The organism is Streptomyces albicerus, from assembly GCF_008905045.1.
Lineage (GTDB): Bacteria > Actinomycetota > Actinomycetes > Streptomycetales > Streptomycetaceae > Streptomyces > Streptomyces albicerus.
Window position 1 is genome coordinate 15,030 of sequence record NZ_VWMY01000077.1, and the last position, 13,479, is coordinate 28,508.

Below are 13,479 nucleotides of genomic sequence, written 5' to 3' on the forward strand. Positions count from 1 at the left end.
TCAGGCCTCCGGAACAACCAGCAAGCGTTTTCGACCAACAAGCGTTTTCGACGCGTCTTCTTGATGAATCTCTTCGAGGGAGGCCGGCCCAGGTGATCCTCACGGTCACACTGAACACCGCTCTCGACATCACCTATCGCGTACCGGGTCTGCGCCCGCACGCCTCGCACCGCGTCACCGAGGTGACCGAACGGCCCGGCGGAAAGGGCCTGAACGTGGCCCGGGTACTCGCGGCCCTCGGCCACGAGGTGACCGTGACGGGCTTCGCGGGCGGTGCGACCGGGCGGGCCCTCCAGGACCAGCTCACGCACACACCGGGCGTCGTGGACGCGCTGGTCCCGGTGACGGGCTCGACCCGCCGCACCATCGCGGTGGTCGACACGGCGACAGGTGACACGACTCAACTCAACGAACCCGGCCCGTCGATCGCCCCCACCGAGTGGTCCGCCTTCCAGGAGGCGTACGAGGACCTGCTGCGCTCCTCCTCGGCGGTGGCCCTGTGCGGCAGTCTGCCGCCCGGCGTGCCGGTCGGGGCGTATGCCCAACTCATCCGCGCCGCACGGGCGTCGGCGGTCCCGGTGCTCCTCGACACCAGCGGCGAACCCCTGCGCCGGGGCGTCGCCGCCCGCCCCGACATGGTCAAGCCGAACGCCGACGAACTGGCCGAACTCACCGGCGCCCACGAGCCGTCGCAGGCCACGCGTGACGCGCGGCGGCGCGGGGCCCACGCGGTCGTGGCCTCGCTGGGTGCCGAGGGGCTCCTCGCCCGTACGCCCGAGGGCGACTGGCGTGCCACTCCGCCGCGCCGGGTCCACGGCAACCCGACGGGCGCCGGCGACTCCGCGGTCGCGGGCCTTCTCTCCGGCCTCGTGGAACATCTGCCCTGGCCGGACCGCCTGGCCCGCGCGGTGGCCCTGTCCGCGGCGACCGTCCTCGCGCCGGTGGCGGGCGAGTTCGACCGGCCGGCGTACGAGGAGTTGGTGGGGCGGGTGTCGGTTACGGGGGTGGCCGCCGCAGCGTGAGCGCTCCGCTTGGGGGCTTGGGTTGGGTGCGGGTTGGTGGGGCTGTTTGCGCCGTTCCCCGCGCCCCTTGATGGGCTGAGTGTCGGGTGCGGGATCGTGGGGGTTGATCGCGCCGTTCCCCGCGCCCCTTACGGGGCGTGGTGGGGGCGCGCATTTTCACAGGTCTGCGCCCCTTAAGGGGCGGATTCCTCAGTGGTCTAGTTCTTCCAGCCCTTTTCCAGGTAGAGCTGGTCGAGGTTGGCGTCGCACTGGTTGCCTTGGGCGCAGGAGATGGCGATGGTGTTGGTGCCCTTGTTGAGCTGGATGTTCGCGTATGTGTTCGTCCAGCCCTTCTCGTAGTCGCCCTCGGGACCCTTCGCGAAGTTCGCCAGGTTGAGCGGGCGGGTCTGTGCCTCGCCGTTGATCGTGAGCGTGGCGTTCGCGTCCTTGCCGGGCACGCCGTAGTTGACGAACAGCGTGTACTTGCCGCTCTTCGGGATGTCGCTGACGCTCCAGGTGACGGACGCGCCGACCTGGTTGAAGCCCGTCACATAGACACCGCCCGCGGCTTTCGCGCCGGAGATGTCCGCAGCCGTCGTCACGCCGGGACCCAGCTTCAGGGCCTTCGCGTCGATCTTCGGCAGCTCGGCCGGCTCCGCGGCCCCCTTGGTCGCCGACTGGCTCGGCTCGACGCTCTCGCCGGCCGACGGGGCCGGGCCCGCCGCGTCGTCGCCCTTGTCCTTGTCCGAGTCGCCGCCGAGCATGGCGATGCCGATGCCGATCACGACGGCCGCCACGACGGCGACGGCACCGATGAGGAGGCCCTTGGTGTTGGGGCCACGACCACGGCCGCCACCGCCACCGCTGTCGGGCAGCGGCTGGTACGTGGTGGGCGCGCCACCGGTGAAGGCCTCGGGCGCGGCGTAGGTCGCGTTCGGCTGGCCGTACGTCCCCTGCTGCGGGGGCACCTGCTGCCCGTACTGCGCGGTCGGGGCGGTGGGCTGGGCGGGCTGGCCGTACTGGCGCTCGCCTACGGGCCGCACCCGGTTGACCGAGCCGGGGTAGCCGTAGCCACCGCCGCCACTCGGCGGCTGGGCTCCGGCGGCCTGCCCGTCGGCGTACAGATAGCCGAACGGGTCGTCGTCCTCGGGCGTGCTCGCGCCGTTGTTGCCGGGCGTCATCCCTTGGTCTCCTAGCGGGTGCGGTACAGATGCGGTACGGGGATCGAAAGGCGAGCCTACCCGCTTCCGCTGCCCCAAACGGGTGACTCGGATCGCATCACCCCGCTGACCTGCGGATCAGCCCGCACGCCTGTGCGCTTTGGGACGAGACCGTTTCTCTACGTACATCCGCTCGTCAGCGGACTGCAAGACCTCGTCCGCCGTCATGCCGCAATGTGCCCACCCAATACCGAAGCTGGCACCGACCCGCATGGCGCGGCCGTCGACCCGGATCGGCTGGATGATCTCGTTCCGCAGCCGTACCGCGAGGTCCTGCGCGTCGGCCCGCCCGAGCCCGTCGGCGAGCACCACGAACTCGTCACCGCCAAGCCGCGCGACCGTGTCCCCGTCCCGCACGGCACCGCTGAGGCGCCGGGCCACCTCGATCAGCACGGCGTCGCCGGCGTTGTGCCCGAAACGGTCGTTGATCGACTTGAAGCCGTCGAGGTCGCAGAAGAGGACCGCGAGCCCCTTCGTGCCGTCGTCCCGCTCCCCCTCGGGGGCGATCGTGTGCACATGGTGGTCGTAGGCGTCGAACGCCTCGGGTCCCGGCCGGTAGTCGAAGCCGTGCCCGTTCATGTCGTACACGCCGCTCGCGCCGTGCTCGGCCACCGCGTTCCCATACGCCGCGTCGATCGTGGCGACGTCGCCGTGCTCCGTCGCCGCGGGCCGCGCACAGAGCCGGGAACCGAGCCGGGCGCGCAGCTCGGCGGAGTTCGGCAGGCCGGTGAGCGAGTCGTGCGAGGCGCGGTGGGCGAGCTGGAGCTCGCGGCGCTTGCGCTCCTCGATGTCCTCGACGTGGGTGAGCAGGAAGCGCGGCCCGTCGGCGGCGTCCGCGACCACGCTGTTGCGCAGCGACACCCACACATACGTACCGTCGCGGCGGCAGAGCCTCAGCTCGGCCCGCCCGCCCTCCGCTGAGGTCCTCAGCAGTGTGCCGATGTCCTCGGGGTGGACGAGGTCGGAGAAGGAGTAGCGGCGCATCGAAGAGGCGGGGCGGCCGAGCAGCCGGCACAGCGCGTCGTTCGTCCGCAGGATCCGGCCGTGCTGGTCGCCGCCCATCTCGGCGATGGCCATGCCGGACGGGGCGTACTCGAAGGCCTGCCGAAAGCTCTCTTCACTGGCGCGCAGTGCCTGCTGCTCCCGCTCGAGGCGGACGAGCGCGCGCTGCATGTTGGCTCGTAGACGCGCGTTGCTGATCGCGATGGCGGCCTGGAACGCGTACATCTGCAACGCCTCGCGGCCCCACGCGCCGGGCCGGCGGCCGTTGCGCGGGCGGTCCACGGACAGGACGCCGATCAGTTCGCCGCAGGAGCCGCCGGGGACGCCCGGGGTGTACATGGGCGCGAAGAGGCGGTCGGCGGGGTGCCACTCGTCCTCGAAGCGCGGTGCGGGCCCGTCGGTGTACCACTGCGGGACGTCGTCCTCGTCGAGGACCCAGCCTTCGGTGTGCGGTATGAAGCGCAGGTCGCCCCACGCCTCGCCCATGTTCAGCCGGCGGTCCCAGGAGGCGCGGGAGCCCACGCGTCCGGTGATGAGGGCCTCGGCGGCGGAGTTCCCGGCGAGCGCGGCGACGACGAGGTCGCCGTCGGGACGTACGAGGTTGACGCAGGCAAGTTCGTAGCCAAGTCCGGTCACGACTCCGTCGGCGACGGTCTGCAGCGTGTCGGCCAGGCTGCGGGCCGTGTTCATGTCCGCCATGACCTGATGCAGCTGCCGCAGGGTCGCAAGACGGACGTACGGCTCCGACTCGGTCTCCATGCTCGCTCTCCCCGAGACCTCGACAGCAACTCCAGAGTTATCCAGGCTTCTCGTCGGTACTCATCGCTTACTGATCACTCGCTGATCTTGCCTACTGATCGCCTACTGCTCGCAGCGTCCCCGCCACTGAATCACAGCGCGCTGCCCACTCGGTACACAGGGTCAACAAAATATGGCACCTGTGACTCAAGTCACAGAAGAAGATGAACAATTGAGTAGAGTTTCTGTGTTTTCGCCGTGCGTTTACTGAACGCAAATTGGTGGGACATGTGCGGGCTCCTGCCAAAGTGCGCGGCAGAGTCGGACCCGGGTCCTAGGACCCGGTTCGGGCGCTGGTCCGATGTGCCGCCCGGAGGGCGGAGAATAGCGTCTTCCCGTGCTGAACACTCCCTCTGCCGCTCCTCCCGTCCCACCCGTGCATGCTGAGGGGGTGAGCAACGACGAGTTCCGTGCCGCCATGTCCCGGCTGGCCGCGGGCGTGGTGCTGGTGACCGCGCACGAGGCACAGTCGGACCCGGACGGCCCGAGCGGCGAGGACGTCGGCATGACGGCGACCTCCTTCATGTCCGTGTCCCTGGACCCGCCACTCGTCCTGATCGGCCTGCGCGAGGGCTCCCGCATGGACGACCTGCTCGACGAGCAGCCCCTGTGGGCGGTCTCCGTCCTCTCCGAGAGCCAGCGCCACATCGCGGGCCGCTTCGCCATGAAGGGCCGCATCTCCGACCGCCTCCTCTTCGAGGACATCCCGTACGTACGCGGAAAGGCGTCCGGAGCGCTGCTGGTGAGCGGCGCCCTGGCGACCCTGGAGTGCCGGACCGAACAGCGGGTGACGGCGGGGGATCACACGCTGGTCATCGGGCGGGTACTGACGTCGTCGCTGCCGAGCGCGGACGGGGGGCCGCTGGCGTACTTCCGGGGGCGGTACCGGCAGTTGGGGTAGTGGGGCTTACGGTCGCGGGTCGCCTGTCGGTCAGGCCCGGTATGGCTGGATTGGTTATTGGTTTTCTGTCATCTGTTATCTGTCAGTTGTTATCTGTCATCTGTCAGCTGCCACTTGTTGGTTGTCAGTGCTGGTTGTCAGTCGTCAAGGAACGTGACGTCGAGCCCCGTCAGGCGCTCCAGGTCCCTGAGGATGTCGATGACGGCGATCCGGCCGTGTACGACTGTGAAGGCCACCACGCTGACCAGGCGCCCTTCGTGGACCACCACGACACCGGCGGCTCCGTTGACGAGGGCGGGCCGCGCGAACCCGGCGAAGTGCCGGAAGGCCAGCGCACCCGAAGCAACGGCTGTCGCGCCGGTCGTCACACCGGCCTCCGTCCGTACCACCACGTCCGGGTCGAGCACGGCGACGAGCGCGTCGAAGTCACCGTCACGCGAGGCGGCCAGGAAGGCGTCGACGGCCTTCCGCTGCCGGTCGAGGTCGGGATCGGGGGCGGGAGCGCCGCCCTGAACCCGCCGCCGGGCCCGGCTGGCGAGCTGACGGGCCGCGACCGGCGTACGCCCCACGATGGTCGCGACCTCCTCGAAGGGCACGGCGAACAGGTCGTGCAGCACGAAGGCGAGCCGTTCGGCGGGGCTCAGGGTCTCGAGTACGACGAGCAGGGCGAGGCCCACGGAGTCGGCGAGCAGGGCCTCCTGCTCGGGGTCGACACCGGTGACGGGGGCGAGGACCGGCTCCGGCATGCGTACGCCCGGCTCGTCCAGTGGCTGCTCGGCGCGCGCCCGGCGGGAGCGCAGCATGTCGAGGCAGACCCGGCCGACCACGGTGGTCAGCCAGCCGCCGAGGTTCTCGACCGCGCTGGTGTCCGAGCGGCTGAGCTTGAACCAGGCTTCCTGAACGGCGTCGTCGGCTTCGGAGAGCGAGCCGAGCATGCGGTAGGCGACGGCGCGGAGACGGGTGCGGTGCGCTTCGAACCGCTCGGCGAGGAATTCCTTGTCGCTGACGTTCTCTTGGGCGGCCGATTGTGTGTCTTCGGCTGCCGACTGTGTCTCTTCGGCTGCCGATTCTGCGCCCGTCGGCTTTCCTTCGGCTTCTTCTTGAAGCTTTTCTTCCGGCGTCAGGAATTCGTCCCCGCTCATGTGCCGCATCTCCTCTGCCGCTCCTCTGCCACGGTCCGTCAATGGGTTGACGGATCACGGAAGACGGATGTGACAGAGGGGTGGGGACGGTGGCCGTGGCCTACCCCCAGTCGCGCCCGGAGCGTCCACGCTTCGTGTCGCCCCGCTGCTTCTTCTCGCGCAGTCGGCGTTCGTTGATCCCGCGGGGAATACGGGTGGCCCGGCGGGGCCTGGGCGGCGGGGCGCTGGCCTCGGCGAGCAGCGAGGCGAGTCGGACGGCCGCGGTCTCCCGGTTGCGCCACTGGGAGCGGTGCTCGGAGGCGCGCACGCTGACGACTCCGTCGACGAGCCGCCCGGCCAGCTTGTCGAGGGCCCGCTCCTTCCAGACCGGCGGCAACGCCTCGGTCTTCGCGAGGTCGAAGCGCAGTTCGACCTGCGAGTCGGACGTGTTCACGTGCTGCCCGCCCGGCCCGGAGGACCGCGAGAAACGCCACATGAGCTCGGCCTCGGGCAGCGAGACGGAGCCACGGATGACGTAAGGACCGGACATGGCTCCATGGTCGCGTGTGTGTCCGGTCCACGTCACCCGCTTTTTCGAGGCCATTGGGGGGCGCAGTGCTTTCGGGGGCGCAGGAGCTGGTGATGGCGGCCGCCCTCAACTGCTGCGCCGCGTCACACCGTCGATCGGGCGTACGCGCAGCATGCGGCACAGGGGCGCACAGGACGCCCCCCACACGAGGACGAACCCGCAGACCGCGATGGCGGCCCAGGCCCACCAGGGCAGCCCTCCGATGGGCGTGCCGGTCTTGCCGCCCAGCGGGACCATCACCGCGCAGGCGGCGAGCGCGCCCGTGCCGAGCCCCGCAAGCGCCGTGACCGCGCCCTCCGCCGCCACCACGGCGACGACCTGCTGCTTCCCGGCACCGACCGTGCGCAGCAGGGAGAACTCGCGCAGCCGTTCCAGCGTCAGCATGACCAGCGTGTTCGCGGCCACGAGGCCCGCGAATCCGGCGTACAGGAGCGTCCCGAAGATCTCCATCCAGTCGGGGTCTCCGGCCCCGGTCAGCGACACGAACTTGGCCACCGCGAACGCCGTCACCAGTGCGATCGGCGTGATCGCCGCGGACAGCCGGCGCGAGCGGGCCCGGCAGCCCGCGACCGCCAACTCCCCCGCCACGCCACCGAGTCCGCGCAGCAGCGGTGCGGCGACCGCCGTGGCCAGCCGCCCGATCCAGGGACCGGCGAGGCCGATGGAGACGAGGTACGCCAGCAGCACGAGCGGGATCTCGGAGGCGGCGTCCTCGGCGGAGCCCGCGCCCGCGGCGACCGTGAGTGCCCCGGCGCCGACGAGGAAGACCAGGGAGGCGAACCCGCGCACGCGGCCCGGCCGTTCGCCGCCCTGCACGGTCGTGTCCGCGAGCGCCGCCCACGGGCGGGTACGGGACGCCCGCCAGGCCGCGATCATCCCGCCGAGCTGCGAAGAGACGACGAGTACCCCGGCGGCGGCGAACAGCGGGGGCAGTCCCACGCGCAGCGCCATGCCGTCCGGGATCATGCCCTGGCCCGCCATCCCGTCGTACCAGACGCGGGCCAGCAGCGCCCCGAGCCCGTATCCGACGGGCAGCGCCAGCAGTGCCGTCCACAGCGCCTCGGTCGCCACCATGCGGCGGATCTGCCACGGCCCGGCGCCGACCGCCCGCAGCAGCGCGCTCTCCCGCCGGCGCTGGGCGACGGCCAGGGACATCACCTGGCCGATGACGAAGACGGACATGTAGACCGTCAGCAGGCTGAACGCCACGCCCATGTCGGAGAGTTCCGCCTGTTCGGCCGACGCGGGCACGCCGGCGGCGGAGACCGCGACGGCCACGCAGGCGGTGACGACGGTCGCGGAGAACACGAGAGCGGCGAAGGTCCCGGCGAAGGCGGAGGGACGGGCCTTGACGGATGCGGTGGCGAGACCGTTGGTGGCGAGGAAGCTCATACGGGCGCCCCCGACCTGTCCGTGACGCGATGACGCGGACTCATACGGGCATCCCCGCCTCCGCCGTGTCCGTGACGAGTCGGCCCTCCGCGAGGCGCAGCACGCGGTCGGCGAGGGCGGTGACCGCCGGGTCGTGGGTGACGACGACCACCGTGGCCCCGTACGCGCTCACCGCCTCCCGCAGCAGCCCGAGCACCCCGGCCGCCGTCTCCTGGTCGAGCGAGCCGGTGGGCTCGTCCGCGAAGACGACGTCCGGCTCGGTGACGAGCGCGCGGGCGATCGCCACCCTCTGCTGCTGACCGCCGGACAGCTCCCCGGGCCGGGCGTCCTCGCGCCCGTCCAGACCGACCCGGGCCAGCATGCGGCGCGCCCGGGCCGGATCGCGGCGCTCGCCGGCGAGGCGCAGGGGGAGCAGGACGTTCTCCTGCGCGGTGAGGGTGGGCAGCAGGTTGAAGGACTGGAAGACGAAACCGATGCGCTCGCGCCGCAGCCGCGTCAGCTCGCGTTCCCCCATCGCGCTGATCTCCCGGCCGGCCAGCCGTACGGTGCCGGAGGTCGGCCGGTCGAGCCCGGCCGCGCACTGCAGCAGGGTCGACTTCCCGGAGCCGGAGGGGCCCGTCACGGCGGTGAGGGACTGGGCGTACAGCCGTGCGTCGAGTTCGCGCAGTGCGTGCACGGGGTGCGGTCCACGGCCGTAGGTCCGGCTCACCCGCTCCAGTTCGAGGACGGTGTTCATGAGTCGACGGTACGAAGCGGCAGGTCGGGCGCACGATGGGACAGGCACCCGGCTTCGCGGTTCGGTTTCCCGTACCCGTGTCTTCGCCTCGACGAACCCCGCCGCTACTAGGCTCTGGGCCGCAGGTAAAGAAAGTAAAGGGGTGCGGAACCCTAGGGACCCCCTTCGGCGTTCTTAGGGGTGCCGGTAGCTTCGTCCCGTACAAAGCCCGACGCGCAGCACCGCAGGACCGCACGACCCGTACGTACGTCAAACGAGGGAAGGACTCCCAACAATGGCTGTAAGCCTGTCCAAGGGTGGCAACGTCTCGCTCACCAAGGAGGCTCCGGGCCTGACCGCCGTCACCGTGGGCCTCGGCTGGGACGTCCGCACCACCACGGGCACCGACTTCGACCTGGACGCCTCGGCCATCGCGGTCAACCCCCAGGGCAAGGTCTACTCGGACGGACACTTCGTCTTCTTCAACAACAAGCAGACCCCGGACCAGAGCATCGTCCACACCGGCGACAACCGCTCTGGCGAAGGCGAGGGCGACGACGAGGCGATCAACGTCAACCTGGCGGGCCTCCCCGCCGACGTCGAGAAGATCGTCTTCCCGGTCTCCATCTACGACGCGGAGAACCGCTCGCAGAACTTCGGCCAGGTCCGCAACGCGTACATCCGCATCGTGAACCAGGCCGGCGGCGTGGAGATCGCCCGCTACGACCTCTCGGAGGACGCCGCCACGGAGACCGCCATGGTCTTCGGCGAGCTCTACCGCAACGGCGCGGAGTGGAAGTTCCGCGCGGTGGGCCAGGGCTACGCGTCGGGCCTCGTGGGGATCGCGCAGGACTTCGGCGTCAGCGTCTGAGTCAGATTCCGAACGGCAGTCGAGGAGCCCCCGGTCCGGTCACATCCGGACCGGGGGCTCCTCGATGTCCGCGCACTCCCGCGTACCCGAGGGCTCTTCGATACCCGCGTCTGCCCGTGCCCCGACTCTCTGCCCGTGCCCCGGCTCATCGGGCAGCCAACGGCTAGCGTGCGCCCATGCTTCTCGAACCCCTCGTCCCCGTCGACGGCGCCCTCCCGGGCGAGCTGCTCACCGAACTCACCGCCCTCTACGCCTCGAACCACGAGTTCTACGCGCTCAGCGGTGACTTCCCGGACCCCGACGACATCCGCCCGGAGCAGGTCGCCACCGCTCTCGCCGACGAGTTCGTCAACCCGGACGTGGAGGTGCTGCTCGCACGGAGTGCCGGGCGGCTGGTCGGGATGGCGATCACGCTCGCGCACCACCCGGATCCGGCCGATCCGGACCCGTGGATCGGCCTGCTCCTTGTGGACGCGAGCGAGCAACGCAAGGGATACGGGCGGGAGCTGGCGACACACGTCGAGGAGCGCTTCCACAAGGCAGGAAGGCACGCCGTACGCCTGGCCGCCCTCGACAACAACCCCAAGGCCCTCGCCTTCTGGACCGCTCTCGGGTACGAGGCCATCCGGCACCGCAAGGATCGTCAGCTGGGGCGCCCCTGCGCGGTGTTGCGCAAGGTATTGAGATAACCAGGGCGTACTGAGATACCAGGGCCGACTCCGCCGAAGGCGACGACCTGGTGCGCGCGCCGGCGGAGCGCTCAGGACTCCCCCGGCTTCCCTTCCCCGTACAGCCAGTCCTCCCAGATCTCCGAGAAGTCCTCGTCCGGCGCCTTCCCCTCCACGTATGCCGTGAAGTCGTCCGTGTCCGCGTTGCCGTGGCGGTGGGCGGCGGCCCAGCCCTGGACGATGTCGTAGAAAGCATCGTCGCCGACCGTCTCGCGGATCTTGTGGAGGACCATGGCGCCCCGCTCGTACACCGGGCTGTCGGAGATGTGCGCGGCGCTCGGCGGCTTCGCGGGCGGAAAGGCCCAGACGGCGTCGCTGTCCTCCCGGCTGTCGAAGTAGTCGTCTTCATACAGAGCATCGAAGACGTCCTGGGCCGTGTCGCCGCCGTGGTCCTCCTGCCACAGCCACTCCGCGTACGTCGCGAAGCCCTCGTTGAGCCACATGTCGCGCCACGACTTGGGAGTGACGGAGTTCCCGTACCACTGGTGGACCAGTTCGTGGACCAGGAGGTCGGTGCCGGGGGCGCCGGGGAAGACGGGCCGGTTCTGGGTCTCCAGGGCGTACCCCGCGTCGTCCTCGCGATCGACGATGGCGCCGGTCGAGGAGAAGGGGTACGGGCCGAAGTTGAGCTCCGCCCACTCCACGATGTCGGGGATTCGGGCCAGCACCTCGGCACTTGCCCTCGCCTGCTCCGGGTCGACGGCCACGTACACCGGCAGCCCGTCCGCGGTCTTCGAGCGACGCGTCTCGTACTTCCCGACCGCGACCGTCGCCACATACGACGCCATCGGCTCGCCGACATGCCAGTCGAACTCGGAACGCCCCCGCCGCGTCACCTCCCCCCTCAACTCCCCGTTCGACACGGCCTTCAGCCCCTCGGGCACGGTGATCGTGATGTCGTACGTCGCCTTGTCGCTCGGGTGGTGATTGCCGGGAAACCACGCCATCGACCCGGTGGGCTCGCCGAGTGCGAGGGCCCCGTCCGCCGTCCGCAGCCAGCCCTCCTCCGAATCGTCCGGATCGGTGATCGTCTCGGGAGCACCGGAGTAACGGACGACCGTGGTGAACCTCGCGCCCTTGTCGAGGTCGTCATGCGGACGGACGGTCAGCTCCTGACCACTGCGATTGAAGCGCGCAGCCTTCCCCTCGACCTCGACCGAGCTGACGTCCATCCCCTTGAGATCGAGGTTGAACGCACTGAGATCCTGCTCAGCCCGCGCCGCCACCTCCGCCTTCCCCATCAGCCGACGCGCCCCAGGGTCGTAGCCGAGGGTCAGCCCGTAATGCGTGACGTCGTATCCCCCGTTCCCCGACTTCGGGAAATACGGGTCCCGCACCCCGGACGCCCCGGCGCTCCCCCGCACCCCGCCGTCGCACGCTGTGAGGGCGAACACGAGCAGGACAGCGACAGGCACAACAGTCACAGATCGGGGCACGCTGGTGATCCTAAAACGACGTGACACCATCACCCACGTGCTCGACATCGGCTACGCCCTCTCCTCCCGCTTCCCGGACCCCCCGCAGACCGACTACCGCCGCGCGGACGTCCACGCGCTGCGGCACGACCTGTTCTGCGGGGACGTGTATCTCGCCGACACGAAGGCGGACCGCGAGTTGTCCACAGCCTGGGGATGGGTGCCCGTACTCGACTTCGCGTGGGCCCTGTGCGACATCGTCGAGCAACTCGACAAGGACCCCCTCGGCAGCCGCGCCGCCCGCCCCCAGCACGCCGAACTGGACTTCACCGAGTCCACCGACCGCATGCTCTTCGAGCGCCGCTTCGGCTGGGTCGACATCGAAGCGGAGTGGCTGCCGCCGGCCGAACCACCCCTGACCTTCTCCCACTCCGAACTCCGCCGCGAGTCCCGCGACTTCCTCCACGACCTCCTGGCCGACCTGACCGACCTCCACGAGACGCTCCGCGAAAACCCAGCAATCTGGACCCTCGAGGCCCGCTTCCCCCGGCTGCCCTGACCATGCCCGGCGCCCCCAGACCCCGCATCGGCCTGAACGCCTCGTCCTAAATCACCGGACGGGCTGGAGATGCCTGCACTGGGCCCGCCGAAGGCCACGGAAGTGGGTCCCGGAACCCCAAATGTGAACGCGAGAGCCCAGGCATGAGCCACCGGGCCGCGGCGGCGGACAGCTGAAGAAACGCACCCGCAGCCGCCCACCCACGGGAGGGGCCGTGCCGGTACGTCGCAGTCCGCCACGTAGAGCTCCTCCAGGAAACGTCACCCTCCAAAACCACAGCCGGATACCCGGTGGTGGCGGACTCGACGTACCGGCACGGCCCCGCCCCCCAAGACGGCAGGCGAACCACCCACAGGCGGCCGCCAAAAAGCGCACCCTCGCCCACCTCGCCCCACCTCACTCCCCCAGCCCCACCACCCGCACCCCCATCTCCGCCGCAAACACCCCCGCCAGATCCAACAACTGAGTCGGACTGATCACCGCCCCCGACAACCGATCAACCCCCCGAGCGATGTCGACCTCCGCCGCCCTCCGCAGATCGACATCCACCAACGACACCCCACTGAAGTCCGCCCTCTTCAGCACGCAGTCCACAAACTCCACCCGCTCCAGCCGAGCACCCCCGAAGTCCGGCTCGACGAGCACGCACCCCTCGAACACCACGTCCCTCAGCCGAGCCTCCCGCAGATTCAGATAGTCGATCTTCCCCCCACGAACAACCACCCGCTCCAGCACGGCCCCATGCACCTGCACCCCACCCAGCCGCGCATCGACCAACTCCACATCCCGGAGCGTCGCCGAGCCGAGATCGGTGCCAACCCCCCGTATCCCGGTGAGCACAGAATCCAGCACGCGCGCCCGATGCAGCCGCGTCTCATCCACCGCGCACCCCGTCAGCGCACAGTCCATGAACCGCGCACCCCCACCGTCCTGCCCCACAAAATCCACGTCACTGAACTGCAGCCCGTCGTAATCCCCGTCCGGCTCCAGCTCACCGCCCCCGTACGGCACAAGCGGCGGCAACCGCACCTCAGGCCGCCGCGCCCCCTTCACCCCTACTGCTCTGCTCGCCATGCCCCCCATCCTGCACCCCACCACTGACAACCCATCGACAACCCATCTGACCAGCCAAAACTCCCTCCATGTCACATTCCGAGGCCCTCAAAG

13 protein-coding genes are annotated in these 13,479 nt (G+C 70.1%); 5 read left to right on the plus strand and 8 right to left on the minus strand.

The window, feature by feature from the left end:
- Positions 1-92: 92 nt before the first annotated feature.
- Complete coding sequence (locus tag GAS53_RS45235) at positions 93-1,022, plus strand: 1-phosphofructokinase family hexose kinase (protein WP_151483617.1); 930 nt, start codon at positions 93-95, stop codon at positions 1,020-1,022.
- A 197-nt stretch (positions 1,023-1,219) separates the two neighbouring features.
- Here the strand turns inward: GAS53_RS45235 and GAS53_RS45240 are convergent, their stop codons facing one another.
- A complete protein-coding gene (locus GAS53_RS45240; RefSeq protein ID WP_151483618.1) occupies positions 1,220-2,182 on the minus strand; it encodes a CBM35 domain-containing protein in 963 nt (320 codons plus the stop codon).
- A gap of 117 nt (positions 2,183-2,299) precedes the next feature.
- Entirely contained in the window at positions 2,300-3,982 is a 1,683-nt protein-coding gene (gene cdgB, locus GAS53_RS45245) for a diguanylate cyclase CdgB (RefSeq protein WP_151483619.1), read from the minus strand.
- 376 nt (positions 3,983-4,358) lie between these two features.
- Between cdgB and GAS53_RS45250 the strand changes: the two genes are divergently transcribed.
- Entirely contained in the window at positions 4,359-4,922 is a 564-nt protein-coding gene (locus tag GAS53_RS45250; RefSeq protein ID WP_151483620.1) for a flavin reductase family protein, read from the plus strand.
- Positions 4,923-5,059: 137 nt separating this feature from the next.
- Here GAS53_RS45250 and GAS53_RS45255 read toward each other — a convergent pair whose 3' ends face one another.
- The 4 genes from GAS53_RS45255 to GAS53_RS45270 all read right to left on the minus strand — a co-directional run bounded on the left by GAS53_RS45255 (position 5,060) and on the right by GAS53_RS45270 (position 8,760).
- A complete protein-coding gene (locus GAS53_RS45255; protein WP_151483621.1) occupies positions 5,060-6,064 on the minus strand; it encodes a sigma-70 family RNA polymerase sigma factor in 1,005 nt (334 codons plus the stop codon).
- A gap of 100 nt (positions 6,065-6,164) precedes the next feature.
- Complete coding sequence (gene arfB / locus GAS53_RS45260; RefSeq protein ID WP_151483622.1) at positions 6,165-6,593, minus strand: alternative ribosome rescue aminoacyl-tRNA hydrolase ArfB; 429 nt, start codon at positions 6,591-6,593, stop codon at positions 6,165-6,167.
- 105 nt (positions 6,594-6,698) lie between these two features.
- Positions 6,699-8,024 (minus strand): ABC transporter permease, encoded by a 1,326-nt coding sequence (locus GAS53_RS45265; protein ID WP_151483623.1) that lies wholly within the window; start codon positions 8,022-8,024, stop codon positions 6,699-6,701.
- Between the two features lie 40 nt (positions 8,025-8,064).
- Positions 8,065-8,760, minus strand: coding sequence for an ABC transporter ATP-binding protein (locus tag GAS53_RS45270; protein WP_151483624.1), 696 nt, complete (start codon positions 8,758-8,760; stop codon positions 8,065-8,067).
- A 274-nt stretch (positions 8,761-9,034) separates the two neighbouring features.
- Between GAS53_RS45270 and GAS53_RS45275 the strand changes: the two genes are divergently transcribed.
- A complete protein-coding gene (locus tag GAS53_RS45275; RefSeq protein ID WP_151483625.1) occupies positions 9,035-9,610 on the plus strand; it encodes a TerD family protein in 576 nt (191 codons plus the stop codon).
- A 176-nt stretch (positions 9,611-9,786) separates the two neighbouring features.
- Positions 9,787-10,299: a GNAT family N-acetyltransferase gene (locus GAS53_RS45280; protein ID WP_151483626.1), complete on the plus strand. Its 513-nt coding sequence runs from the start codon at positions 9,787-9,789 to the stop codon at positions 10,297-10,299.
- 71 nt (positions 10,300-10,370) lie between these two features.
- Here the strand turns inward: GAS53_RS45280 and GAS53_RS45285 are convergent, their stop codons facing one another.
- Positions 10,371-11,804 carry a M1 family metallopeptidase gene (locus tag GAS53_RS45285; RefSeq protein ID WP_151483639.1) on the minus strand — a complete coding sequence of 478 codons (1,434 nt, stop codon included), beginning with the start codon at positions 11,802-11,804 and terminating at the stop codon, positions 10,371-10,373.
- A gap of 7 nt (positions 11,805-11,811) precedes the next feature.
- Between GAS53_RS45285 and GAS53_RS45290 the strand changes: the two genes are divergently transcribed.
- Entirely contained in the window at positions 11,812-12,312 is a 501-nt protein-coding gene (locus tag GAS53_RS45290; protein ID WP_151483627.1) for a hypothetical protein, read from the plus strand.
- A gap of 396 nt (positions 12,313-12,708) precedes the next feature.
- On the opposite strand, the gene GAS53_RS45295 is transcribed toward GAS53_RS45290, so the two are convergent.
- A complete protein-coding gene (locus GAS53_RS45295; protein WP_151483640.1) occupies positions 12,709-13,365 on the minus strand; it encodes a pentapeptide repeat-containing protein in 657 nt (218 codons plus the stop codon).
- Between the last annotated feature and the right edge of the window lie 114 nt (positions 13,366-13,479).

Coding starts and splice junctions, on each gene's coding strand:
- GAS53_RS45280 (WP_151483626.1), top strand. CDS start 9,787: ATGCTTCTCGAACCCCTCGTCCCCGTCGACGGCGCCCTCCCGGGCGAG.
- GAS53_RS45270 (WP_151483624.1), bottom strand. CDS start 8,760: ATGAACACCGTCCTCGAACTGGAGCGGGTGAGCCGGACCTACGGCCGT.
- GAS53_RS45285 (WP_151483639.1), bottom strand. CDS start 11,804: ATGGTGTCACGTCGTTTTAGGATCACCAGCGTGCCCCGATCTGTGACT.
- cdgB (WP_151483619.1), bottom strand. CDS start 3,982: ATGGAGACCGAGTCGGAGCCGTACGTCCGTCTTGCGACCCTGCGGCAG.
- GAS53_RS45255 (WP_151483621.1), bottom strand. CDS start 6,064: ATGAGCGGGGACGAATTCCTGACGCCGGAAGAAAAGCTTCAAGAAGAA.
- arfB (WP_151483622.1), bottom strand. CDS start 6,593: ATGTCCGGTCCTTACGTCATCCGTGGCTCCGTCTCGCTGCCCGAGGCC.
- GAS53_RS45275 (WP_151483625.1), top strand. CDS start 9,035: ATGGCTGTAAGCCTGTCCAAGGGTGGCAACGTCTCGCTCACCAAGGAG.
- GAS53_RS45265 (WP_151483623.1), bottom strand. CDS start 8,024: ATGAGCTTCCTCGCCACCAACGGTCTCGCCACCGCATCCGTCAAGGCC.
- GAS53_RS45240 (WP_151483618.1), bottom strand. CDS start 2,182: ATGACGCCCGGCAACAACGGCGCGAGCACGCCCGAGGACGACGACCCG.